Source organism: Streptomyces sp. NPDC020917, from assembly GCF_044333795.1.
GTDB lineage: Bacteria > Actinomycetota > Actinomycetes > Streptomycetales > Streptomycetaceae > Actinacidiphila.
Map to the genome: position 1 here is coordinate 13090 of NZ_JBIRRR010000017.1, position 24968 is coordinate 38057.

Below are 24968 nucleotides of genomic sequence, written 5' to 3' on the forward strand. Positions count from 1 at the left end.
GTGACGAGCGATTTCCAGAACCGGACCGTCTTCCTGCTCACCCACACCGGCCGCGACGCGGCCATCCGCAGCGCCGAGCGGGTCGTCAACGGACTGCTGCGCTGCGGTATCGGGGTGCGGGTGCTGGAGGACGAGGCCGCCGACCTGCCGCTGCCCGACACCGTGGAGCTGATCGCCGAGATCGGTCCCGGCGCGGTCCAGGGCTGCGAGCTGATCATCGTGCTGGGCGGCGACGGGACGCTGCTGCGCGGCGCCGAGTTCGCCCGGGCGTCCGGCGTGCCCATGCTCGGCGTCAACCTCGGGCGGGTCGGCTTCCTCGCCGAGGCCGAGCGCGACGACCTCGACAAGGTCGTCGACCGGGTCGTCACGCGCGAGTACGAGGTCGAGGAGCGGATGACCCTCGACGTGCTGGTCCGCAACGACGGGCACATCGTCCACACCGACTGGGCGCTCAACGAGGCGTCGGTGGAGAAGGCGTCCCGGGAGCGGCTGCTGGAGGTCGTGACCGAGGTCGACGGCCGCCCGGTGTCCGCTTTCGGCGGCGACGGCGTCGTCTGCGCCACCCCCACCGGCTCCACCGCGTACGCCTTCTCCGCCGGCGGCCCGGTCGTCTGGCCCGAGGTCGAGGCGCTGCTCATGGTGCCGATCAGCGCGCACGCGCTGTTCGCCAAGCCGCTGGTCACCTCGCCGCAGTCGGTGCTGGCCGTCGAGGTGCAGCCGCAGACGCCGCACGGGGTGCTGTGGTGCGACGGGCGCAGGACGGTGGAGCTGCCGGCCGGGGCCCGGGTCGAGGTGCGCCGCGGGGCGGTGCCGGTCCGGCTGGCCAGGCTGCACCACGCGTCCTTCACCGACCGCCTGGTCGCGAAGTTCGCGCTGCCCGTCTCCGGGTGGCGCGGCGCGCCCCACTGAAGCCCGCCGCCGGAGGCCGTCCGAAGCCTGCCGCCGGAGCCCGTCCGTAGCCTGGGGCCGTAGCCCGTCCGAAGCCGGGAGCCGGAGCCCGTCGCGCGGCGGGCGGCAAACCTCGTATGGTCGTATCCGTGTTGGAGGAAATGCGGATCCGGTCGCTGGGAGTCATCGAGGACGCCGTGGTGGAGCTGTCGCCCGGCTTCACCGCGGTGACCGGCGAGACCGGCGCAGGCAAGACCATGGTCGTCACCAGCCTCGGCCTGCTGCTCGGCGGCCGGGCCGACCCGGCGCTGGTGCGGATCGGCGCCAAGCAGGCGGTCGTCGAGGGGCGGATCACCCTGGACACCGGCGGGCGCGCCGCCGTGCGCGCCGAGGAGGCCGGTGCCGAACTCGACGACGGTGCGCTGCTGATCAGCCGCACGGTGTCGGCCGAGGGCCGCTCCCGCGCGCACGTCGGCGGACGCGGCGTCCCCGTCGGGCTGCTCGGCGAGCTCGCCGACGACCTGGTGGCGGTGCACGGCCAGACCGACCAGCAGGGACTGCTGCGCCCGGCGCGGCAGCGCGAGGCGCTCGACCGGTACGCCGGCGACGCCGTGGCGGTGCCGCTGGCCAAGTACGCGGGCGCGTACCGCCGGCTGCGGGAGGTCGCGACCGAGCTGGAGGAGCTGACCACCCGGGCGCGGGAACGCGCCCAGGAGGCCGACCTGCTGCGGTTCGGCATCGAGGAGATCTCCGCCGCGGAACCGCAGCCCGGCGAGGACGCCGAGCTGGCCGCCGAGGCCGAGCGGCTGGGGCACGCCGAGGCGCTGGCCTCGGCCGCGACCCTCGCCCACGCGGCGCTCGCGGGCAACCCCGAGGACCCCGAGGGCGTGGACGCCGGCACCCTGGTCGCCGGGGCGCAGCGCGCGCTCGACGCGGTCGCGGCGCACGACCCGGTGCTGTCCGCGCTGGCCGGGCGGCTCGGGGAGGTCGGCATCCTGCTCGGGGACGTGGCCGGCGAGCTGGCCGGGTACGCGGACAACCTGGACGCCGACCCGCTGCGGCTGGCCGCCGTCGAGGAGCGCCGCGCGGTCCTGGCCCACCTGGTCCGCAAGTACGGCGCGGACGGTCAGGACGCGGCCGCCGTCCTGGAGTGGGGACGGCAGGGCGCGACCCGGCTCGCCGAACTCGACGGCGACGACGACCGGATCGGCGAACTGGCCGCCGAGCACGAGGCGCTGCGGGCCGAGCTGAGCGGGCTCGCGCAGGAGCTGAGCGACGCGCGCGGCGAGGCGGCGGACCGGTTCGCCGCGGCGGTCACCGCGGAACTCGCCGAGCTGGCCATGCCGCACGCGCGGGTCGGCGTCGCGCTGCACCAGACCGAGGCGGCGGACCCCGAGCAGGGCATCGAGGTCGGCGGGCGGGCCGTGGCGTACGGGCCGAACGGCGCGGACGAGGTCGAGCTGCAGCTCGCGCCGCATCCCGGGGCGCCGCCGCGGCCCATCGCCAAGGGGGCCTCCGGCGGTGAGCTGTCCCGCGTGATGCTCGCCGTCGAGGTGGTCTTCGCCGGGTCCGACCCGGTGCCGACGTACCTGTTCGACGAGGTGGACGCCGGTGTCGGCGGCAAGGCGGCGGTGGAGGTCGGCCGGCGGCTGGCCCGGCTGGCGCGCACCGCCCAGGTCGTGGTCGTCACCCACCTTCCGCAGGTGGCCGCGTTCGCCGACCGGCAGCTGCTGGTCGAGAAGACGAACGACGGGTCGGTGACGCGGAGCGGGGTCAGGGTGCTGGAGGGGGAGGAGCGGGTGCGGGAGCTCTCGCGCATGCTGGCCGGGTTGGAGGACTCGGAGTTGGGGCGGGCGCACGCGGAGGAGTTGCTCGCCGCGGCGAAGGCGTCCCGCTGACCCACGTCCAGGCTGCGCCTGGGGCCGTCCGCGGCTCAGCTCGGGTGGTCAGGCTGCGCCTGGGGCTGGACGGGGCTCGGCCCTGCCGCTACGCGGCGGTCGCGGCGGTGGGTCGCTTGGCCGCGGGGCTGCGGGCTGTTCGCCGGCTGTTCGCCGGTGGGTGGGCCCGCGCCTTGCGGCGCGGTGGTGTTTCCCACCCGCTCCCACCCGCACCACCCGTGCGACTCCGCCGGTGGCCCCGGCCGGGCTTCTCGCCGTCGGCGGCTGCGGGATCGGGGCGGGGGTGCTGGGGGGGACTGGTTGGGCGGGTGGGGGCTGTTGGTGTGGGGGCGGGGGTATGGGAGAGTGCGGCGGGCTGTGGGGGGCTGACGGGAGGAGGGTCGGGATGACCGCGAGGAACGGACGGGTGTCGGTCGGGGCGGCGGCTGCGGCGGCCACCCGGGCCGCGTACCGGCAGTTGCGGCGGCGGCCGCCCGTGGAGGCCCGCATGTGGCAGCGGACCAACTACGCAGGGCGCGGAGTGGAGTTGTATGGCGGGCTGGCCGCCGCGGCCGGCGCGGCGACGGCGCTGGCCACCGCGCGCGGCCTGAGCCTGCGCGCCCGGGCCGCGGCCGTCGGGGCCGCCCTGGCCGCGGGCGCCTGCGGCGCGTACGACGACCAGAAGGGCTCTCCCGACGAGCGCGGGTTCGGCGTGCACCTGGGCGCCCTGCGCGAGGGCCGCCTCACCTCGGGCGGTGTGAAGCTGCTGGGCATCGGCGCGGCGGGACTGGCCGCGGGGGTGCTGCTGAAGGCCCGCCCGCTGGACCAGCTGCTCGCCGGCGTGGTGATAGCCGGCACCGCGCACGCGGTGAACCTCGTCGACGTCGCCCCCGGCCGCGCCGCCAAGGCCGTGATCACCGTGGGCGCCCCCGGCCTGCTCCGCGCCGGAACCGGCGGGGTCCTGGCCGCGGCCCCGGTCGGCGCCGCGGCCGCCGTCCTCGGCGACGACCTGAGCGAGCGCACGATGCTCGGGGACGCCGGCGCGCACGCCCTGGGCGCCGCGCTCGGCGCGGCCATCGCCGCGGCCAACGGCCGCATCGGACTGCTGCTGCACGCCGCCGCACTCGTCGCGCTGACCGGAGCCGGCGACAGGATCTCCACCGACCAGCGGTTGTGGAATGCCCCCGGAGTACGGCACGTTGATGCCTGGGGCCGCGTGGCCCACCCGTACGGGTGACACCCGGGCCGGGTGAACGGGCGCGACGGCCCATGTCCGCGCAAAGCCATGGCCTCGGCCTGGCATCCTGGGACAGGCCGCCCGGCGGCCCCTGTTCCGCACCGCGCCGTCCCGCACGGCGCCGACCCCCGTACCCGAGTCAGGAGCCGTACCCCGCGTGAGCAGCACCGTGAACCCCGCCAAGGGGCAGCTGCACGCCGTGCACGTCCTGAGCACGGCGGCGGGCGCGCATGTCTGCTCCCTGGCCGGCGGACTGGTGGCGCGCGGCGTGGAGGTCACGGTCTGCGCGCCGGCCGCGACCGAGTCGGACTACGCGTTCTCCCGGACCGGCGCCCGGTTCGTGCCCGTCGACCTCGGCCGCCGCACCGCGGCCGACGCGCCCGCCGTGACCGCGCTGCGCACGGTGTTCAGCGGCGCGGGCGTGGTGCACGCGCACGGCATGCGGGCCGGGCTGCTCGCCGCGCTGGCCCTCGGCGGCCGGCGCACCCCGCTGGTGGTCACCTGGCACGGCGCCGACCCGCCCGCCGACGACGGCCCCGGCGCGATGGTGCTGCGCTGGCTGGAACGCCGCTGGGTGCGCGGCGCCTCCGTAGTCCTCGGCGTCTCCTCCGACCTGGTGGACCGGGCCCGCCGGTACGGCGCCCACGACGTGCGGTTCGCGCCGCCGGCGGTGCCGCGCCCCGCGGCCCGGGCGCCCCGCCCGCCCGCGGAAGGCGACCGGTACCGGCAGAAGACCCGGGCCGAATTCGGTGCCGTGGACCGGCCGTTGCTGCTCGCCGTGGGCCGGCTGGAGCCGCCGAAGGGGTACGAGCTGCTGCTCGACGCGGCGACCCGCTGGGCGGGTCTCGACCCCCGCCCGCTGGTGGCGATCGCCGGCGAGGGACCCCAACGGGGCTATCTGGACCGGCGGATCGAAGCCGAGCGGTTGCCGGTGCAGCTGCTCGGGCGGCGCGACGACATCCCCGAACTGCTGTCCGCCGCCGACCTGGTGCTGCTGCCCAGCCGCTGGGAAGGCCGCGCCCTCATCGCTCAGGAAGCGCTGCACGCGGGGGTGCCGCTGGTGGCCACCGCCGTCGGGGGAACGCCCGAACTCGTGGGCGATGCCGCCGAACTGGTGCCGTACGGCGACCCCAACGCCTTCGCACGCGCGGTGACCCGGCTGCTCGCCGACCCCGAACGCCGCACCGCGCTCGCGGTGGCGGGACGCGGGCAGGCCGCGACCTGGCCCACCGAGGACGACACGGTGGCCCAGGTGCTCAGCGTCTACGACGAGTTGACGCAGTCCCGCTGACACGTCCCGGTAACGCTTACGTTCCCGGACTCGTCCCGCGGTCCCGACCTACGCGCGGAACGCCCCGCACGCGGTGAGCCGCAACGCCGTGTCGATCAGCGGCACATGGCTGAACGCCTGCGGGAAGTTGCCCACCTGGCGCTGCCGCCGCGGATCCCACTCCTCCGCGAGCAGGCCGAGGTCGTTGCGCAGCGCCAGCAGCTTCTCGAACAGCCGCCGCGCCTCCTCCACCCGGCCGATCATCGCCAGGTCGTCGGCGAGCCAGAACGAGCAGGCCAGGAACGCCCCTTCGTCGCCGGGCAGCCCGTCCAGGTTCTGCTCGCCGCTGGCGTCGCTGCTGGAGGTGGGGTAGCGCAGCACGAAGCCGTCCTCGGTGGACAGCTCCCGCTGGATCGCCTCGATCGTGCCGATGACCCGCTTGTCGTCCGGCGGCAGGAAACCCATCTGCGGGATCAGCAGCAGCGACGCGTCGAGCTCCTTCGAGCCGTACGACTGCGTGAACGTGTTGCGCTCGCGGTCGTAGCCCTTCTCGCACACGTCGTAGTGGATCTCGTCGCGCAGCTCCCGCAGCCGCTCCAGCGGACCGTCCACCTCGCCGGACTCGATGAGCTTGACCGTGCGGTCGACGGCCACCCAGGCCATCACCTTGGAGTGCACGAAGTGGCGGCGCGGGCCGCGCACCTCCCAGATGCCCTCGTCCGGCTCGTTCCAGTGCTTCTCCAGGTAGCGGATCAGCTTGAGCTGCAGGACGCTCGCGTAGTCGTTGCGGGCCAGGCCGGTCATGTGGCCCAGGTGCAGCGCCTCGGTGACCTCGCCGTACACGTCCAGCTGCAGCTGGTGCGCGGCGCCGTTGCCGATCCGCACCGGCGAGGAGTTCTCGTAGCCGGGCAGCCAGTGCAGCTCGTTCTCGCCCAGCTCGCGCTCGCCGGCGATGCCGTACATGATCTGCAGGTTCTCCGGGTCGCCGGCGACCGCGCGCAGCAGCCACTCGCGCCAGGCGCGGGCCTCCTCGCGGTAGCCGGTGCGCAGCAGCGAGGACAGGGTGATCGCCGCGTCCCGCAGCCAGGTGAAGCGGTAGTCCCAGTTGCGGACGCCGCCGATGTCCTCGGGCAACGATGTCGTGGGGGCGGCCACGATGCCGCCCGTCGGCGCGTACGTGAGGGCCTTCAGCGTGATCAGGGAGCGGACCACGGCCTCCCGGTACGGGCCGTTGTAGGTGCACTGCTCGACCCAGTCGCGCCAGAACTCCTCGGTGTTCGCCAGCGCCACCTCGGGCTCCGGCAGCGAGGGCTGCGGCTTGTGCGAGGGCTCCCAGCTGATGGTGAACGCCACCCGGTCGCCGGGGCCCACGGTGAACTCGGAGTAGGTCGTCAGGTCCTTGCCGTAGGTGTCCACGTCGGTGTCCAGCCACACGGAGTCGGGGCCGGCCACGGCCACCGTCCGGTCGCCGACCTTGTGCACCCACGGCACGACCTGGCCGTAGGCGAACCGCATCCGCAGGCTGGAGCACATCGGCACCCGGCCGCTGACACCCTCCACAATCCGGATCAGCTGCGGCGCGCCGTCGCGCGGCGGCATGAAATCGATCACCCTGACCGTGCCTCGACCGGTGTCCCACTCGGACTCCAGCACGAGTGAGTCGCCCCGGTAGCGGCGGCGTGTCGCCCGCGGCGGCTCCTGGCCCTCGGGATGCGCCGGGCCGACCCGCCAGAACCCGTGCTCGTCGGTGCCGAGCAGGCCGGCGAAGACCGCCGGCGAGTCGAAACGCGGCAGGCACAGCCAGTCGACCGTGCCGTCGACGCAGACCAGGGCGGCGGTCTGCATGTCACCGATGAGTGCGTAGTCCTCGATACGCCCTGCCACGTGCAACTCCAGTCGAACACGGCGCCGCCCTCACACGGGACGGTCTTGCGGTCTGGGGGAAATTCAGATCTGGATCTGTGAACGAGCTCGGCGATCCGGAGGAGGGCGGGGTTGCTGCCGTGCCGGTCGGCTCGCGCAATGCGTCCGAGCAGAATACGTCGTCGCGGCGAGCGTTGCGCGCCTCTCGACGATCTTCGCTCGGCCTGTCGGGTGTACCCCGGAGGACCGCCACGTGACATGTCCCACCGCGTTCGCCCTGCTCGGCCGCGAACCCCGCACATCTCCTCCGCGGGGCTCGCACACCTCACTCATGAGCCTCTCACATCACCGACACAAACCCATGATCAGCGCAAAGCCCCCGAACCGGCGGGCAGCGCCTGCCATCGCCCGGCGCGGGCGCTGATACCCTGGTAGCCCGTGGGCCGGTGGGCTGAACCACTGAACCGCCGCGACGGCGCCCGGCAGGAGCGCCGTCCCTCACCTCGCGACCACGGGAGCCCCCTCTTGGCAAGTGCGCCGAAATTCGCGCCGAAATCCTCGACGACCAAGCACATCTTCGTCACCGGCGGGGTGGCCTCCTCGCTCGGCAAGGGGCTGACCGCCTCCAGCCTCGGCGCGCTGCTGAAGGCGCGCGGCCTGCGGGTCACCATGCAGAAGCTCGACCCGTACCTCAACGTGGACCCGGGCACCATGAACCCGTTCCAGCACGGTGAGGTGTTCGTCACGGACGACGGCGCCGAGACCGACCTGGACATCGGCCACTACGAGCGGTTCCTGGACGTCAACCTGGCCGGCTCGGCCAACGTCACCACCGGCCAGATCTACTCCTCGGTGATCGCCAAGGAGCGGCGCGGCGAGTACCTCGGCGACACCGTGCAGGTCATCCCGCACATCACCAACGAGATCAAGTCGCGGATCCGGCGGATGGCCACCGACGACGTGGACGTGGTGATCACCGAGGTCGGCGGCACCGTCGGCGACATCGAGTCGCTGCCGTTCCTGGAGTCGGTCCGCCAGGTGCGGCACGAGGTCGGCCGCGACAACGTCTTCGTGGTGCACATCTCACTGCTCCCCTACATCGGCCCGTCCGGCGAGCTGAAGACCAAGCCGACCCAGCACTCGGTGGCGGCGCTGCGCAACATCGGCATCCAGCCCGACGCGATCGTGCTGCGCGCCGACCGGGACGTGCCGACCGCGATCAAGCGCAAGATCTCGCTGATGTGCGACGTCGACGAGGACGCGGTGGTCGCCGCGATCGACGCGCCCTCCATCTACGACATCCCCAAGGTGCTGCACACCGAGGGCCTGGACGCCTATGTCGTCCGCCGGCTGGACCTGCCCTTCCGTGATGTGGACTGGACCCAGTGGGACGACCTGCTCAAGCGGGTCCACCAGCCCGCGCACCAGGTCACCGTCGCGCTGGTCGGCAAGTACATCGACCTGCCCGACGCCTATCTGTCGGTGACCGAGGCGCTGCGCGCCGGCGGCTTCGCCAACAACGCCAGGGTCACCGTCAAGTGGGTCACCTCGGACGACTGCAAGACCCCGGCCGGCGCCGCGGCCCAGCTGTCCGGCGTCGACGCGATCTGCGTGCCCGGCGGGTTCGGCGACCGCGGCGTGGAGGGCAAGGTGACGGCCATCACCTACGCCCGTGAGAACCGCATCCCGCTCCTCGGACTGTGCCTGGGCCTGCAGTGCATCGTGATCGAGGCGGCCCGCAACCTCGCGGACATCCCGGACGCGAACTCCACCGAGTTCGACCCGGCCACCGCCCACCCCGTCATCTCCACCATGGCCGAGCAGCTCGACATCGTCGGCGGCAAGGGCGACCTCGGCGGCACCATGCGCCTGGGCACCTACCCCGCGAAGCTCGCCGAGGGCTCGATCGTCCGCGAGGCGTACGGCGACGAGCCGTACGTCGAGGAGCGGCACCGGCACCGCTACGAGGTCAACAACGCCTACCGCGCGGAGCTGGAGAAGAAGGCCGGCATCGTGTTCTCCGGCACCTCGCCGGACAACAAGCTCGTCGAGTACGTGGAGTACCCGCGCGAGGTGCACCCGTACCTGGTCGCCACCCAGGCGCACCCCGAACTGAAGTCCCGGCCGACCCGCCCCCACCCGCTGTTCGCCGGGCTGGTCAAGGCGGCGGTGGCGGCCAAGACGGAGGGCCGGGCATGATCCGGGACACCGCCGAGGAATGGCGGGTCACGTCCACGTCCACGCCGTTCACCGGCAAGAAGACGGGGGTGCGCACGGACGAGGTGGTCATGCCGGACGGCAGCACCGCCGTCCGCGACTACCAGGTCCACCCGGGCTCGGTGGCCGTCCTCGCCCTCGACGACGACGGCAGCGTCCTGGTGCTCCGGCAGTACCGGCACCCGGTGCGGCACAAGCTCTGGGAGATCCCCGCGGGCCTGCTGGACGTCCCCGGTGAGAACCCGTTGCACGCCGCCCAGCGCGAGCTGTACGAGGAGGCGCACGTCAAGGCCGAGGACTGGCGGGTGCTGGTCGACCTGTACACCTCGCCCGGCGGCTCCGACGAGGCGGTCAGGATCTTCCTGGCCCGCGGCGTGTCCGAAGCGGACGGCGAGCGCTTCGAGGTCTCCGAGGAGGAGGCCGACATGGAGCACTCCAGGGTGCCGCTGGAGGAGCTGGTGCGCGGTGCGCTGGCCGGCGAGCTGCACAACAACTGCCTGCTGGTGGGGGTCCTCGCGCTGCAGAGCGCGCTCGCCGGCGCCGGCCTGGACGCGCTGCGCCCGGCCGAGGCGCCGTGGCCGGCCCGGCCCTTCACGGCGTGAGGCACCGACCGGGGCGCGGATGAGCCCAGGGGTGCGCGGCGGGGTGTGACCCGGGATGCGGGCGGCGTCGGGTGGGATGATCCGATGGAGTGATCATTGGGCCCTTCGGCCGCGTCGGCCCTTGGCTCCACGGGGTCGGCCACCAGCGGTGAACTAGGCTCGACGCGCGCCCTGGTCCGGGGCGTCGACCGCGACGACCTCACCAGCCGGGAGCGTGTCCGTGACGGATCAGGCACTCGACCCGCCTCCGGCGCGGCGCGGGGAAACCGCCGGTACCGGCGAGTCCTCCGCGGGCAGCACGGGCAGCACGGGCGGCGCGGGTGGCCCGGGTGGCACCTCCGCCGGCACGCCCGCGGCGCGCCGGCCGCGCAAGCGGGCCGACGCCGACCGGTCCGCGGAGGCCGACCAGGGTTCGGAGCCGCCGACGGACGGCACCGGTGCGGCTTCCCCCTCGCGCGCCGACGCGTCCCGCCGCAGGACCCGGAACCCGGAGGAGCCCGGGAACGGCGAGAGCTCCGGGAAGCGCGACAAGCCCGGGAAGTCCCCCCGGCGGGCGGCCGTTCCCCGCCGCCCCAAGCGCGCGAAGGCCGTCGAGCCCGCCGTGGACGAGGCCGGGACCGGGGCCGTGGCAGCCGAAGCCGCCGACGCCGACGTTGTGAAGGTTGCGGAGGTTGCGGCCCAGGTCGGCGGTACCGGCCGCGCGGAGCCCGCCGAAGCGGCAGGATCAGCGCAGGGCGCCGATGGGGCGCCCGGCCGGACCGCCGAGGGTCCGCGAGCGGGAAGGGAGCCAGCCGTGACGCCGGGGCCGGGCACCGAGGGCCAGCAGCCGCACCACGCCGACGCCACACCCGCCGGCCCTCCCCGCCCAGAACCTGGCACCGGCTCGCCATCCGACGGCCCGGCCGCCCCGCCGGCCGGTCGTACGCGCCCGCCTTCTGGTGCCCGTCCGGTATCCGACAGCCCTGCGAGTCCACCCGCCGGCCGTCCCCGCCCGGAACCCGGCGCGCGCCAAGAACCTGGCACCCGTTCAGCTTCCGGCAGCCCGGCTGGCTCGCCCGCAGGCCGTCCCGGTTCAGGACATGGCGCCCAGCCGGCGTCCGGCGAGTCGGTCAGCGCGCCCGCCGGTCGTCACCGCCCTGCCCCTGGCGTTCAGCCAGCACCCGACGGCCGGGCCACCACGTCCCCCGGCAGTGCCCGCGCGGAATCCGACGCCCGTCCGGCGTCCGGGGGTGCCGCCACCCCGCCCGCCGGCCGTCCCCGTTCCGTGCCCGGCGCCCAGCCGGTAGCCGACGGCCCGGCCACCACGCCCGCCCGTCGCCACGGCCCGGAAACTGGCGCCCGGCCGGCGTCCGGCGACCCGGCCAGCGCGCCTGCCGGCGCGGCCCGCCCGGCATCCGGTGGCCCGGCTGAGCCGGGGGTTGCTGATGCGGAGGGTGGGCCCGTGGCCCGTACGGCGCCCGCACCGTCGCAGGAGGCGGCGCACGCAGGTCCCGCTGGATCGCAGGCCGCCCGGATGTCCGGGGCTCAAGGGGCCGGTGGGCCGGAAGCCGGCGCGCAGGGGGCGCCCGTGGCTGCGGCCTCGCCCGGACCCGTGCCCGGGGTGGTACCGACTCGGAGGCGGGCGAAGCCGTTCGTGCCGTCGAGTCCGGCGACCGGGTTCGTCGGGCGGGAGCGGGAGCTGGAGGAACTGCGGGCGGAGATCGGGCGGCCGGGCCTGCGGGCGGCCGGCGGCCGGGAGTCGGAGCAGGGGCGGGTGCTGCTCGTCGTGGGGCGGCCCGGGATCGGGCGGACCACGGTGGCCCTGGAACTGGCCCGGCAGGTCGCGGGCGACTACCCCGCGGGCCGCTTCTTCGTCCGGCTCACCGGTGACGGCGGCGAGCCGCTGCCCGCCCAGCAGGTCGAGGACGCCCTCGCGCCGGCCGTCGGCGGGCCCGCGCTGGTGGTCCTGGACGACGTCGCCCGCGGCGACCAGCTCGCCGGGCTGCTGCCCGCGGCGCCCGGCAGCCTCGTCGTGGCCACCGCCGGCGGCCCGCTCACCGGCGTCGCCGACGTCCGCCCGTGCACCCTCGGCGGCCTGGACACCCCGGCCGCCGTGGAGCTGGTGGCCCGCACCATCGGCGGCACCCGGGTCACCAACGACCCGCGCGGCGCGGAGACCCTCGTGCAGGAACTCGGCGGCCACCCCACCGCGCTGCGCCTGGTCGCGGCGTGGCTGGTGGGGCATCCGCGGCTGTCGCTGTCCGACGCGGCGACCAGGCTGAAGGCGGCGGAGGGCTCCGGCGAGCTGGTGCGCGCCTTCCGGCTCGTCTACGACACGCTGCCGACGACCGCCGCGCGGATACTGCGCCTGCTGGTGCTGGCCCCGGCCGGCCGGGTCGACGCCCAGGTGGCCTCCGCGCTGGCCGGCTGCTCGGTGCCCGCCGCGCAGAGCACGCTGGACGACTTCGTGGCCGGCGCGCTGCTGGAGGGCGGCGGCGCCCGCCCGTACCGGGTGCCGGGCAGCCTGGAACCGCTGCTGCGCGCGCTGGTCGAGCAGCTCGACCCGCCGGAGGACGTGCGGCTCGCCCGCGCCAGGATGCTGGAGCGGACCGTCCGCCTGCTGCGCTCGTGCGGGGCGACGCTCGCCGGCGAGGCGCCGGACGACGGGCTGCCGCGCACCCTGCGGTTCGGCTCGCGCGCCGAGGCCGCCGGCTGGCTGGCCGAGAGGCTCCCGGCGCTGATGGCCGCCGCGCGCGCCGCCGTCGCCGACGGCGAGCTGGACACGCTGGCCAGGCGGCTCGTCGCGGCCCTGGTCCGGGCGCTGGTCGCCGTCCCCGAGAGCGCGCAGACCATGGCCGGGGAACGCTACGAGCTGCACGGCCTGGTGCTGGGCGTCGCCGAACGCCGCGGCCTGCACCGCGAGAAGGCCGCCGCGCTGATCAACCTCGCCGACCTGGACGCCGAGGCCGGCCGCGGCGACGACGCGGTGGCCAAGTACCGGCAGGCGCTCGACGCGGCCCGCGCGGGCGACGACACCGATGCCGAGGGCCGGATCCTCGAGGCGCTCGCCGGCACCTACCTCGCCCGGCAGGACCTGCCGCGCGCCTGCGACTGGTTCGGCCGGGCGCTGGCCCTGCGCCAGGGCCGCGGCGAACTCGTCCACCAGGCGCGGCTGCACGCCAGGATCGGCTCCGTCCTCACGTACCAGGCCCGCTACGGGCCCGCGCTGCGCGAGTGGCGCGCGTCCGCCGCGGTCTACCGGCGGCTGGGCGACATGCCCTCGCAGGCCCGCGCCCTGACCGAGGCCGCCCGCGTGCAGGAGTACGCGGGCCACCCCGAGGACGCGCTGCGGACCTGCCGGGACGCGCTGTACTGGGCGCGGCAGGCGGGGGAGCGGCGGCTGGAGGCGGCGGTGCTGCTGCGGCTGGCCGACGCGCTGGACCGGCTGGGCGACGGCAGCGGCGCGGGACTGCAGCGCAAGGCCGCCCGGAAACTGTTCCGTCCGGGCGAGTTCCCGGACTTCTGAGAACCGCATTCCGGACCGCCGGAACCGCATTGTGAGGCCCGTCCCGGCCGGGTGACCGGCCACGACGTGCGGCGGGCACGCCGCCGTGCGCCCAGCGAGCCTACGAAACTGCCAATGGTCTCGGTCAAACCAACCACTTTGTAAGGCTGGACAGCGGCTCTTCCTTAACTAAACTGGGCTGCGCCGCGTACAAGGCGGTCACGTCCGATGTGTCGTGCCATCTCGCACCATGTCCGGACGCACTGACGCATTCCCGCGCATCCCACACCCTGTTTCCCTGAGTGCAAGGACCGTGATCGACGTGAAGGTGGGCATCCCCCGCGAGGTCAAGAACAACGAGTTCCGCGTGGCCATCACCCCGGCCGGCGTGCACGAGCTCGTCCGCAACGGCCACCAGGTCGTCGTCGAGCAGGGCGCCGGGAACGGCTCGTCCATCCCCGACGAGGAGTACGTCGCGGCCGGGGCGCAGATCCTGCCCACCGCCGACGAGGTGTGGGCCGCCGCCGATCTGCTGCTGAAGGTCAAGGAGCCGATCGCCGAGGAGTACCACCGCCTCCGCAAGGACCAGACGCTCTTCACCTACCTGCACCTGGCCGCCTCGCGCGAGTGCACCGACGCGCTGCTGGAGTCCGGCACCACCGCGATCGCCTACGAGACGGTCGAGACCGCGAACCGCCAGCTCCCGCTGCTCGCCCCGATGTCCGAGGTGGCCGGCCGGCTCGCCCCGCAGGTCGGCGCCTACCACCTGATGCGCTCGGCCGGCGGCCGCGGCGTGCTGCCCGGCGGCGTCCCCGGCGTCCTGGCCGGCACCGCCGTCGTGATCGGCGCCGGCGTCTCCGGCTGGCACGCCGCCACGATCGCGCTCGGCCTGGGCTTCCACGTCACGCTGCTCGACAAGGACGTCAACAAGCTGCGCGAGGCCGACAAGGTGTTCGGCAACCGCGTCCAGACCATGGCGTCCAACGCGTTCGCGCTCGAGCAGGCGGTGCTCGGCGCCGACCTGGTCATCGGCGCGGTGCTGATCCCCGGCGCCAAGGCGCCCAAGCTCGTCACCAACGACATGGTGTCCCGGATGAAGCCCGGTTCCGTGCTCGTCGACATCGCGATCGACCAGGGCGGCTGCTTCGAGGACTCGCGCGCCACCACGCACGCCGAACCGACCTTCATGGTGCACGACTCGGTGTTCTACTGCGTCGCCAACATGCCCGGCGCGGTGCCCAACACCTCCACCTACGCGCTGACCAACGCCACGCTGCCGTACATCGTCGAGGTCGCCAACCGCGGCTGGCGGGAGGCGCTGCGCCGCGACCAGGCGCTCGCACTGGGTCTCAACACCCATGAGGGCCAGGTCGTTTACGGTCCGGTGGCGGAGGCGCACGGCCTGGAGTCCGTGGACCTGCACACCCTGCTGGGCTGAACCGGCAGGGGGTCCCAACTCCACCGACACGGCCGGGTCTTGGCGAACAGGACCCGGCCGTTCGCGTCGTTACGCCCTTGACAGAAGGGCGTTCGGTTACCGACACATCGTGCCGTGTCCGGCGGATTGTGTTGCTGCGGACCCTCGACACGCCATAGAGTCGCGAAACGTCGGCTGTAGTCACGCTGACCTGTCTAGAAGTTTCCTGGTCACCAAGGAGGTAAGACGACTTGTGAATGAGTCGACATTTGCTCCCGGGGGTGGTCAACCAGGAACGACCGTCGGTTCCGTCGCGGTCCGTACCTTCGAGTCCCGCCGGACCGAACCGATCACAGAAACGCACACCCCGTACGCCATGGCGCCTTTCGACGACGACAACGACCTGCAGGACGGCCAGTTCTACGACCCGGACGCGGAGTACGAGCCCGATCCGGAGTACGCCGCCACCCTCGCCCCCGACGCGGCACGCCAGCGTCGCGAGCGCGTGGGGCCCACCGGCCGCCCCCTGCCCTACTTCCCGATCCCCAATCCGCTCACCGACCACGGCCCGGCGAAGATCGTCGCGATGTGCAACCAGAAGGGCGGGGTCGGCAAGACCACCTCGACCATCAACCTGGGTGCCGCGCTGGCCGAGTACGGCCGCCGGGTGCTGCTCGTCGACTTCGACCCGCAGGGCGCGCTGTCCGTCGGCCTCGGCGTCAACCCGATGGAACTCGACATCACCGTCTACAACCTGCTGATGGAGCGCGGGCTGGCGGCCGACGAGGTCCTGCTGAAGACCGCCGTGCCGGGCATGGACCTGCTGCCCAGCAACATCGACCTGTCGGCGGCCGAGGTCCAGCTCGTCAGCGAGGTGGCCCGGGAGTCCGCGCTGCAGCGCGCCCTGAAGCCGCTGATGTCCGACTACGACTACATCGTGATCGACTGCCAGCCCTCGCTCGGCCTGCTGACGGTGAACGCGCTGACCGCCGCCCACTCGGTGATCGTGCCGCTGGAGTGCGAGTTCTTCGCGCTGCGCGGTGTCGCACTGCTCACCGAGACCATCGAGAAGGTCCGGGAGCGGCTCAACCCCGAGCTCGAACTCGACGGCATCCTCGCCACGATGTACGACTCGCGCACCGTGCACAGCCGCGAGGTGCTGGCGCGCGTGGTCGAGGCGTTCGACGACCACGTCTTCCACACGGTCATCGGCCGCACCGTGCGGTTCCCCGAGACCACCGTGGCCGGCGAGCCGATCACCACGTACGCCTCCAACTCCGTCGGCGCCGCCGCCTATCGCCAGCTCGCCAGGGAGGTGCTCGCCCGGTGCCACGCCGAGTGAGTCTGCCGGGCGCCGACGAACTGTTCCGCACCACCGGGGGAGCCGCGCTCCAGGCACCGCAACCGCGGCAGCACGCCGGTGGTGAGGCGCAGTCGGGGGCGTCGCGCGACACGCGGCTGCGGCCCGTCCCCGGCGACGCCGAGGACCAGGGGCGGACCGCCGGGGCCGGTGGTGCCGCCGGCGGCGATACCGCCGAGCACGAGCACGGCGGACGGGGCACCGGACGCGACCCCGGGCGGGACGGCGGCCGCGACCCCTCCCGCGACCAGGCCCAGACGCCCGCCCAGCGCCGGGCGCTGACCGGGGACCGCCCCGCGGTGTCCTCGGCCGCCGCCGCAGCGCCCACGGTGACCGCCACGGTCACCCCGCAGATGGCGCCGCCCGGACCGGCGAAGCCCGTGCCGCCGCCGGTCACCGCCAACCCGCAGCCGCCCCAGCCGGCCCGCCGCAAGGCACCCCGGCAGAACCGGCGCCCCAGCGGACGCGAACGGCACGACGAGAAGATCACGGTCTACGTCTCCGCCGAGGAGCTCATGGACCTCGAGCACGCCCGGCTCGTACTGCGCGGCGAACACGGCCTGGCCATCGACCGCGGCCGCATCGTCCGCGAGGCGGTGGCCGTGGTCCTGGCCGACCTGGAGTCGCGCGGCGACGCGAGCATCCTGGTGCGGCGGCTTCGGGGCCGCTGAGCCCCGCGCCCTCGCCCGCCCTGTCCGGGCCGGGCGCGGCGACGGCCGCGCGCCGCGCTGCCCGGGCCCACCCGGCGGCGCGATAGCCTGCCCTCTCCGTCTCCGCACCATGGACCCCGATGCCGACCACACCCGACGACCCCGCCGCCCCCCGCCGCCGCCTCGGCCGTGGGGGCGCCGCCGCACCGGCACCGCCGGCCGTCGCGTGGGATCCCGCACCGGAGGTGGAACCGGCCCAAGTGGAGCAGCCCGAGCCGGAGTTCGCGCCCGAGTTCGCGCCGGAACCCGAGCCTGTCGCGGTGCCCGCGGGAGGTGCCGGGGCCCCGCCCGAGGTCGACGGGGCGGCCGAGGCCGACGTGACCGTCGCTGTGGAGCCACCGCCCGAGTCCGTGACCGAGGCCGTGCCTGAGGTCACGTCCGATGCCGACGCTGTGCCCGGGGTCACGCCCGACGCCGTGTCGCAGGAGCAGCCACCCGCGTCCGCCGCGCCGGACGCCGAGCCCGCGACCGATGCCGGTGGTGGGGGCGAGGCGGAGGCCGCGGACGGCGGCAACCGCTTCACCGTGCGGCTGGCGAACTTCGAGGGGCCGTTCGACCTGCTGCTCCAGCTCATCTCCAAGCACAAGCTGGACGTCACCGAGGTCGCCCTGTCCAAGGTGACCAACGAGTTCATGGCCCACATCCACGCGATGGGCCCGGACTGGGACCTCGACCAGACGACCGAGTTCCTGGTCGTCGCGGCCACCCTGCTCGACCTCAAGGCCGCCCGGCTGCTGCCCGCCGCCGAGGTCGAGGACGAGGGGGACCTCGCGCTGCTGGAGGCGCGCGACCTGCTGTTCGCGCGGCTGCTGCAGTACCGGGCCTACAAGCAGATCGCCGGGATCTTCGCCGAGCGGCTGGAGATCGAGGCGCTGCGCTACCCGCGGACCGTCGGCCTGGAGCCGCAGCACGCCGAGCTGCTGCCCGAGGTCGTGCTGAGCATCGGGCCCGAGCGGTTCGCGCAGCTCGCGGTGAAGGCCATGCAGCCGCGCCCCAAGCCGCAGGTGTACGTCGACCACATCCACGCGCCGCTGGTCAGCGTGCGGGAGCAGGCCGAGCACGTCATCGCGCTGCTGCGGGAGCGCGGCGCGGCCAGCTTCGGCGAGCTGACCGCGGACGCTGCCGACACGCTGACCGTCGTCGCCCGCTTCCTCGCGCTGCTGGAGCTGTACCGGGAGAAGGCCGTCGCCCTCGACCAGGAGGAGGCGCTCGGCGCGCTCCAGGTCCGCTGGACCGGCAGCGCGCAGGAGGGCGACCAGCCGCTCGTCACCGACGAGTTCGACCGCGAGACCCCCGCGGACCCCGACAAGCGGCGGCCCGCCGGCGCCGCCGCGTCCGCCGCACCGGGCGAGGCCGGAGACGCCCCCGGCGGCGCGGACACCAGCGAGCCCGGCCCGGCGGCCGGAGAGGGAGAGTCGCCATGACCGAGCCCGCACAGCCGACCGAGGCTGCCATGCCCGTGGAGCCGGCCATGCCCGTGGAGCCGGCCGAGCCCGTCGAGCCCGTCGAGGCCGCACAGCCGACCGAGCCGATCGAGGCGGCCGAGCCGATCGAGGCGGCCGAGCTGGGGGAGCCGGGCGCGCCCGCCTCCGCAGGGGCCGAGCTGGAGCCGGGACCGGCCGAGGGCGGCGCGGCCCCCGCCGGGCTGCTGGCCGCGGCCACCGCGGAGCTGGACCTCAAACCCGCGCTGGAAGCGGTCCTCATGGTCGTCGACGAACCCGCGACCGAGGACCACCTGGCGAAGGTCCTGGACCGGCCGCGCCGGACCGTGGCCAAGGCGCTGCGGGAGCTGTCCGACGACTACACGCGCGAGGGCCGCGGCTTCGACCTGCGGCTGGTCGCCGGCGGCTGGCGCTTCTACACCCGGCCCGCGTACGCGCCCGCGGTCGAGAAGTTCGTGCTGGACGGCCAGCAGGCCCGGCTCACCCAGGCCGCGCTGGAGACCCTGGCGGTCGTCGCCTACCGCCAGCCTGTCAGCCGCTCACGCGTCTCCGCGGTGCGCGGCGTGAACTGCGACGGCGTGATGCGCACCCTGCTTCAGCGCGGGCTGGTGGAGGAAGGTGGGACGGAACCCGAGACAGGTGCGATCCTGTACAGGACGACGAACTACTTCCTGGAACGCATGGGCCTGCGCAGCCTGGACGAGCTGCCCGAGCTCGCCCCGTTCCTGCCGGAGGCGGACGCGGTCGAGGCGGAGTCCCAGGAGGGCCTCCCGTCGTTCGACCCGGACGCGCCGGACGAGACACCGGCCGGTTCGATGACCACCTCGATTACGGAAACTTGATGCGAAGCAGCGACAGGAACAGCGGCGGCAACCGGACCCCCCGGGGCGGCGGCAGCGGCAGCGGTGCGAACCGGCGGGGCGGCGGAGGCGACCGGCGGGGCGCCGGCGCGGACCGCCGCGACGACGGCCCGCAGCGGCCGCGCAAGCCGCGCCCGGAGGAGCGCCGCTACGACGTCGGCGACACCGGCCAGTCCGGGGCGAACAAGCCCGGCGGCATGCCCCGCACCAAGGAGTCGGGCAACCTGCCCGGCAACCGCGGCCGCAAGAGCGCACCCGCGCGCCCGCGTGAGCTGGACGCCCAGATCGAGGAGCGCAACCGCGAGCGGCACAGCAAGCCGAAGCTCAACCTGCCCAAGACCTTCCCCGGCGCCGAGCAGGAGGGCGAGCGGCTGCAGAAGGTGCTCGCGCGCGCCGGCATGGGCTCGCGGCGGGCCTGCGAGGAGCTGATCGAGCAGCGCAGGGTCGAGGTCAACGGGAAGATCGTCACCGAGCAGGGCCTGCGTGTCGACCCCGACCACGACGAGGTGAAGGTCGACGGGCTGACCGTGGCGACCCAGTCGTACCTGTTCTTCGCGCTGAACAAGCCGGCCGGCGTCGTCTCCACCATGGAGGACCCGGACGGCCGGCAGTGCCTGGGCGACTACGTCACCAACCGCGAGACCCGCCTCTTCCACGTCGGCCGGCTCGACACCGAGACCGAGGGCCTGATCCTGCTCACCAACCACGGCGAGCTGGCGCACCGCCTGACCCACCCCCGGTACGGCGTGAAGAAGACCTACCTCGCCGCGATCCAGGGGCCGCTGCCGCGCGACCTGGGCAAGCAGCTGAAGAACGGCATCGAGCTGGAGGACGGCTGGGCGCGCGCCGACCACTTCCGGATCGTCCAGAACACCGGCAAGAACTACCTGGTCGAGGTGACCCTCCACGAGGGCCGCAAGCACATCGTGCGCCGCATGCTCGCCGAGGCCGGCTTCCCCGTCGACCGCCTGGTGCGCACCAGCTTCGGGCCCATCCCGCTCGGCGACCAGAAGTCCGGCTGGCTGCGCCGCCTCACCAACACCGAGGTCGGCATGCTGATGCACGAGGTCGATCTGTAGGAGCGGGGCAGTCCCGGGGGCGGCCGCCCGCCCCCGGGAAACCGTTCGCGCCGGCACCCGCCGTGCCGCTTGGATACCGGCATGACCACGCCAGCCGACACCCTGACCGACGCGGGCGTCCCCGACCTCACCGCGGTCCTCGCCGAGGTGCGGGACCCGGACCGCCCGCTGCTGTTCGCCACCGTCTCCGGGGCCCACCTCTACGGCTTCGCGTCCCAGGACTCCGACGTCGACCTGCGCGGGGTGCACCTGCTGCCCCTGCACGAGGTGATCGGGCTGCGCGAGGGCGAGCACACCCGCAGCCGGATGTGGGACCGGGACGGCCTGGAGATGGACCTGGTCACGCACGACCTGCTGAAGTTCGCCCGGCTGATGCTCCGGCGCAACGGCTACGTGCTGGAGCAGCTGCTGTCCCCGCTGGTCGTCCGCACCGGCGACGTGCACGCCGAGCTGACCGCGCTCGCCCCGGGCGTGCTCACCCGGGACCACGCCCACCACTACCGCGGTTTCGCCCGCACCCAGTGGCGGCTGTACGAGAAGAACGGCGAGCTGAAGCCGCTCCTCTACACCTTCCGTGTGCTGCTCACCGGCATCCACCTGATGCGGTCCGGCGAGGTGCAGGCACATCTGCCCACCCTGCTGGAGCTGGCCGCCGCCCCCGCCTACGTCCCCGAGCTGATCGCGCGGAAGGCCGAGGCCGAGCACGGCCCGGCCGGCCCCGCGGTGGCGGAACCGGAGAAGGTGCGGGCGGACGTGGTGGCGCTGCACGCCGTGCTGGACGAGGCGCAGTCCCGCTCGGCGCTGCCGCTGCGGCCCACCGGGTACGACGCCCTGCACGACCTCGTCGTCAGGAGCCGCGCCGCCGCCGGCTGACCGGGGGGAAAGCGGGCAGGCCCCGGGGGAGTGGCGGTCAGGCGCCGGGCGGCGCCGGCGCCGTGAAGCGCAGCGGGACGGGCTGCTGCCGGGGCGGGGCGGCGGTCAGGCCGCGGACGCGGATGAGGAAGTCCTCGACCCGGGCGCGGTCCGGCGCCGCGGGCAGCGGGCTCCCGGCGGCGGCCGCGTCGCTCTCCTCGTGGAGGCGGCGCATCCACGCGCGCACCTCGTCCCAGGTCCGCTCGCCGCGCCTGACCGCCAGCAGCGGCTCTCGGTGCTCGCCGACGTCGATCACCAGCCGGCCGGTGCGCAGCAGGTCGCGGCAGCTGATGAGCAGCCGCAGCAGGTGCATGGCGTGCTTCCAGCGGGGGCGGCCGTGGGAGCGGATGTCCGCCTCCAGCTTGCGCAGCTGCTGCTGGGCGTAGCCGCGGAAGGTCGTGTCGGCCTGGCGGGACAGGAAGGCGTCCCTGATCTCCAGCAGCTCGCCGCCGACCCGGTCGACGTGCTCCACCAGGGGCGAGTGCAGGCACTCCAGCAGGTTGGGGTTCGCCCGCAGCGCCAGCGTGCAGAACCGCTCGATCTCCCACGAGAACTGCTCGTCGCGGGGCCCGGTGACATGGGTGGGCGGCTTGTCGAACCGCCAGTACAGCGGCGTCGGCGCGACGTACACCCCGCGCACGTCGGTGTCGCTGGACTCCGTGGCCAGGCCGAAGGCGCGCGAGCCCATGACGCACGTGTAGACCGTGTGGTCCCTGACCAGGGCGTGCCCCAGGTCCCCCTCGGGCACCACGGGCACCACGGGCGGCTCTGGTGCCGTGGGTGCCGTCGGCGGCTCGGATTCGCGCATGAGGGCGATTATCGCCAGCAACCCCTCCCGGCGCCGGGGTTTTCCTGCTTCACACGGTGATCAGGAGCACCCCGGGAGTGACAGCCGTCACGGTGGCCGCGGTGCCGGCGGCACGGACGGGTCCCGTCTCGCCCTGCGGTCCGCCGTGCCGCGATGCGGGCGCGGATGACTAGCCTGGTGTCCAGCACAGCAGGTCTGCCGGCCCGAAGGAGCGAACGACGTGGACGTGGAGCGATCGGGCAAGGGCGGCCCGAGGTGAGGACCGCGCTCGTCATCGGATCCGGGCTGATGGGCACCTCCGCCGCGCTCGCGCTCAGCGCCCGCGGCGTCGACGTCCACCTCAGCGACCACGACGAGAACGCCGCCAGGACGGCGGCCGCGCTCGGCGCGGGCACCGCCGGCATCCCGGACGAGCCCGTCGACCTGGTGATCGTCGCCGTGCCGCCGGCGCATGTCGCGGCCAGCCTCGCCGACGCGCTGCAGCGCGGCCTGGGCCGCGGCTACCTGGACGTCGCCAGCGTCAAGGGCGGACCGCGCCGCGACCTGGAGGAGCTCGGCTGCGACCTCGGCCGCTACATCGGCACGCACCCCATGGCCGGCCGGGAGCGGTCGGGCCCGCTCGCCGCCACCGCCGACCTGTTCGAGGGGCGGCCCTGGGTGCTGACCCCGACTGCGGACACCGACACCGAGGTGCTCAACCTCGCGCTGGAACTGGTGGCCCTGTGCCGGGCGGTGCCCGTCGTGATGGACGCCGACGCGCACGACCGCGCCGTGGCCCTGGTCTCGCACACCCCGCAACTGGTCTCCAGCATGGTCGCGGCCCGCCTGGAGCACGCCGAGGACAGCGCGGTGCGGCTGTGCGGGCAGGGCATCCTCGACGTGACCAGGATCGCGGGCTCGGAGCCCGGGATGTGGATGGACATCCTGGCCGCCAACCCTGGGCCGGTCGCCGACGTCCTCGCCGACGTGGCCACCGACCTCGCCGAGACCGTCGCCGCGCTGCGCGCCCTGCAGTCCGCGGACGACGACAAGCGGCGCGGCGGCGCGGCCGGCATCGAGGACATCCTGCGCCGCGGCAACGCCGGCCGCGCCAAGGTCCCCGGCAAGCACGGCGCCGCACCCAAGTCGTACGAGGTCGTCGCGGTGCTCATCGGCGACCAGCCCGGCGAGCTGGCCCGGCTGTTCGCGGACGCCGGAGCCGCCGGCGTCAACATCGAGGACGTCCGCATCGAGCACTCCACCGGCCAGCAGGCCGGTCTGGTGAACCTCATGGTCGAGCCGCGCACCGCGCCCACCCTGACCGCGGCGCTGCGCGAGCGCGGCTGGGCGCTGCGGCAGTAGGGGAGGCCGGGCGGCGCGGCGCAGGCGGCGTGGGGAGCATCGCGGGGCCGGTAACCTTGGGGGACGGCCACGGGTGCGTCCGGGCCGCCCGCCGATCCCCCCGTGTACGAGGAAGGTCCCTCCGCTGTGGTCAATACGGTCAACCCGGTGATCGTCGCCATCGACGGCCCCTCCGGCACGGGCAAGTCCAGCACCTCCCGTGCGGTCGCCGAGAAGCTGGGACTGCGCTACCTCGACACCGGCGCGATGTACCGGGCGATCACCTGGTGGATGCTCAGCAACGGCGTCGACGTCGGCGACCCCGTCGCCATCGCCGACCAGGCGGGCAAGCCGACCCTCGTCTCCGGCACCGACCCGGCCGGCCCGACGATCACGGTGGACGGCCTGGACGCCGCCGGCCCGATCCGCACCCAGGAGGTCACCGCCGCGGTCAGCGCCGTGAGCGCGGTGCCCGAGGTGCGCGCGCGGCTGGTGGAGCTGCAGCGTGCCGCGGTCGCCACCGCGGTCGAGGGCATAGTCGTCGAGGGCCGCGACATCGGCACCACGGTGCTGCCCCGCGCCACCGTCAAGATCTTCCTCACCGCCTCCGCCGAGGCCCGCGCCGCCCGCCGCAGCGGCGAGCTGAACGGCGCGGTCACCGTGGCCGACACCCGGGCCGACCTCATCCGGCGCGACGCCGCCGACTCCACCCGCACCGCCTCCCCGCTGGCCAAGGCCGCGGACGCGGTCGAGGTGGACACCACCGAACTCACCCTCACGCAGGTCATCGAGCACATCGTGACGCTGGTCGAGGAGAAGCGGACCGGCTCGTGACGCCCCGCTCCCCGCAGTCCCCGCCCGACGGCCGCCCGCAGGACGGGCGGGGCCGGAGCGGGCACGACCAGCACGGCCGGGCGGCCGGCCGCGAGCGGGCCGCCGGGCAGCAGCCCCGTCCGGGCCGGAACGCCGCCGGCGCGCCGCCGGAGCGCGGCGCCGCCGTCGGCCGGGGCATCAGCATCCCGTTGATGCGCACCCTGTGGCGGCCCCGGGTGCTCGGCGCCTGGCACGTCCCGGCGCACGGCCCGGTGATCCTGGCCGGCAACCACAGCCACAACATCGACGGCCCGCTGCTGATGAGCACCGCCCCGCGCCCGGTGCACTTCCTGGTGAAGAAGCAGGCGTTCATCGGTCCGCTCGACCCGTTCCTGCGGTCGATCGGGCAGATCGCGATCGACCGGGAGAACGCCGACCGCACGGCCGTGACGTCCGCCCTCGGCGTCCTGGAGGCCGGCGGCGTGCTCGGCATCTTCCCCGAGGGCACCCGGAGCGGCGGCGACTTCGCCGAGCTGCGCGGCGGCCTGGCGTACTTCGCGGTGCGCACCGGAGCGCCGGTCGTCCCGGTCGCGGTGCTGGGCAGCGCCCGGCAGGGCCGGCTCGTCCGGCAGCTGCCGCCGCTGCGGGCGCGGGTGGACATCGTCTTCGGCGAGCCGTTCACCGCGGGCGACGGCAGCGGCCGCCGCACCCGCAGCGCGCTGGACGACGCCACCCGGCAGATCCAGGACCGGCTGACCGCCCACCTGGCCGAGGCCCGGCGGGCCACCGGCCGCTGAACCACCCCGCTG

19 protein-coding genes are annotated in these 24968 nt (G+C 74.6%); 17 read left to right on the forward strand and 2 right to left on the reverse strand.

Annotated features, from left to right (window positions below; translation table 11 throughout):
- The 4 genes from ACH4TG_RS29470 to ACH4TG_RS29485 all read left to right on the forward strand — a co-directional run bounded on the left by ACH4TG_RS29470 (nt 1) and on the right by ACH4TG_RS29485 (nt 5293).
- Complete coding sequence (locus tag ACH4TG_RS29470; protein ID WP_398245598.1) at nt 1-909, forward strand: NAD kinase; 909 nt, start codon at nt 1-3, stop codon at nt 907-909.
- A 116-nt stretch (nt 910-1025) separates the two neighbouring features.
- Nucleotides 1026-2786 (forward strand): DNA repair protein RecN, encoded by a 1761-nt coding sequence (gene recN, locus ACH4TG_RS29475; RefSeq protein WP_398245599.1) that lies wholly within the window; start codon nt 1026-1028, stop codon nt 2784-2786.
- A 385-nt stretch (nt 2787-3171) separates the two neighbouring features.
- Nucleotides 3172-4002 (forward strand): hypothetical protein, encoded by an 831-nt coding sequence (locus ACH4TG_RS29480; RefSeq protein ID WP_398245600.1) that lies wholly within the window; start codon nt 3172-3174, stop codon nt 4000-4002.
- A 157-nt stretch (nt 4003-4159) separates the two neighbouring features.
- Nucleotides 4160-5293 (forward strand): glycosyltransferase family 4 protein, encoded by a 1134-nt coding sequence (locus tag ACH4TG_RS29485; protein WP_398245601.1) that lies wholly within the window; start codon nt 4160-4162, stop codon nt 5291-5293.
- A 48-nt stretch (nt 5294-5341) separates the two neighbouring features.
- Here ACH4TG_RS29485 and ACH4TG_RS29490 read toward each other — a convergent pair whose 3' ends face one another.
- Nucleotides 5342-7168 carry a glycoside hydrolase family 15 protein gene (locus tag ACH4TG_RS29490; RefSeq protein ID WP_398245756.1) on the reverse strand — a complete coding sequence of 609 codons (1827 nt, stop codon included), beginning with the start codon at nt 7166-7168 and terminating at the stop codon, nt 5342-5344.
- 492 nt (nt 7169-7660) lie between these two features.
- Here ACH4TG_RS29490 and ACH4TG_RS29495 point away from each other — a divergent pair, with 492 nt between their 5' ends.
- The 10 genes from ACH4TG_RS29495 (at nt 7661) to ACH4TG_RS29540 (ending at nt 21179) form a co-directional block, all read left to right on the forward strand.
- The gene (locus tag ACH4TG_RS29495; protein ID WP_398245602.1) at nt 7661-9334 is read left to right on the forward strand and encodes a CTP synthase; all 1674 of its coding nucleotides are present in this window, start codon (nt 7661-7663) and stop codon (nt 9332-9334) included.
- Nucleotides 9331-9954 (forward strand): NUDIX domain-containing protein, encoded by a 624-nt coding sequence (locus ACH4TG_RS29500; protein ID WP_398245603.1) that lies wholly within the window; start codon nt 9331-9333, stop codon nt 9952-9954. The genes ACH4TG_RS29495 and ACH4TG_RS29500 overlap by 4 nt, the downstream gene beginning before the upstream one ends.
- Nucleotides 9955-11467: 1513 nt before the next feature.
- Nucleotides 11468-13459, forward strand: a complete 1992-nt coding sequence (locus tag ACH4TG_RS29505; protein ID WP_398245604.1) for a tetratricopeptide repeat protein — start codon at nt 11468-11470, stop codon at nt 13457-13459.
- Nucleotides 13460-13760: 301 nt separating this feature from the next.
- On the forward strand, nt 13761-14876 hold the full coding sequence (gene ald / locus ACH4TG_RS29510; protein ID WP_398245757.1) for an alanine dehydrogenase: 1116 nt from the start codon (nt 13761-13763) through the stop codon (nt 14874-14876).
- A 355-nt stretch (nt 14877-15231) separates the two neighbouring features.
- A complete protein-coding gene (locus ACH4TG_RS29515) occupies nt 15232-16197 on the forward strand; it encodes a ParA family protein (RefSeq protein ID WP_322900208.1) in 966 nt (321 codons plus the stop codon).
- Nucleotides 16182-16886 (forward strand): hypothetical protein, encoded by a 705-nt coding sequence (locus ACH4TG_RS29520; RefSeq protein ID WP_398245605.1) that lies wholly within the window; start codon nt 16182-16184, stop codon nt 16884-16886. The genes ACH4TG_RS29515 and ACH4TG_RS29520 overlap by 16 nt, the downstream gene beginning before the upstream one ends.
- Before the next feature lie 119 nt (nt 16887-17005).
- The gene (locus ACH4TG_RS29525) at nt 17006-18349 is read left to right on the forward strand and encodes a segregation/condensation protein A (RefSeq protein WP_398245606.1); all 1344 of its coding nucleotides are present in this window, start codon (nt 17006-17008) and stop codon (nt 18347-18349) included.
- A gap of 47 nt (nt 18350-18396) precedes the next feature.
- Nucleotides 18397-19209 carry an SMC-Scp complex subunit ScpB gene (gene scpB / locus ACH4TG_RS29530; protein ID WP_398245758.1) on the forward strand — a complete coding sequence of 271 codons (813 nt, stop codon included), beginning with the start codon at nt 18397-18399 and terminating at the stop codon, nt 19207-19209.
- Nucleotides 19209-20306, forward strand: a complete 1098-nt coding sequence (locus ACH4TG_RS29535; protein WP_398245607.1) for a pseudouridine synthase — start codon at nt 19209-19211, stop codon at nt 20304-20306. The genes scpB and ACH4TG_RS29535 overlap by 1 nt, the downstream gene beginning before the upstream one ends.
- 81 nt (nt 20307-20387) lie before the next feature.
- A complete protein-coding gene (locus ACH4TG_RS29540) occupies nt 20388-21179 on the forward strand; it encodes a DNA polymerase beta superfamily protein (RefSeq protein ID WP_398245608.1) in 792 nt (263 codons plus the stop codon).
- Nucleotides 21180-21216: 37 nt separating this feature from the next.
- Here ACH4TG_RS29540 and ACH4TG_RS29545 read toward each other — a convergent pair whose 3' ends face one another.
- Nucleotides 21217-22026, reverse strand: coding sequence for a DNA polymerase beta superfamily protein (locus tag ACH4TG_RS29545; RefSeq protein WP_398245609.1), 810 nt, complete (start codon nt 22024-22026; stop codon nt 21217-21219).
- 255 nt (nt 22027-22281) lie between these two features.
- Here ACH4TG_RS29545 and ACH4TG_RS29550 point away from each other — a divergent pair, with 255 nt between their 5' ends.
- The 3 genes from ACH4TG_RS29550 (at nt 22282) to ACH4TG_RS29560 (ending at nt 24956) form a co-directional block, all read left to right on the forward strand.
- Nucleotides 22282-23367, forward strand: a complete 1086-nt coding sequence (locus ACH4TG_RS29550; protein ID WP_398245610.1) for a prephenate dehydrogenase — start codon at nt 22282-22284, stop codon at nt 23365-23367.
- A gap of 126 nt (nt 23368-23493) precedes the next feature.
- On the forward strand, nt 23494-24180 hold the full coding sequence (gene cmk, locus ACH4TG_RS29555; RefSeq protein ID WP_398245611.1) for a (d)CMP kinase: 687 nt from the start codon (nt 23494-23496) through the stop codon (nt 24178-24180).
- A gap of 191 nt (nt 24181-24371) precedes the next feature.
- On the forward strand, nt 24372-24956 hold the full coding sequence (locus ACH4TG_RS29560; RefSeq protein WP_398245759.1) for a lysophospholipid acyltransferase family protein: 585 nt from the start codon (nt 24372-24374) through the stop codon (nt 24954-24956).
- Nucleotides 24957-24968: the final 12 nt, after the last annotated feature.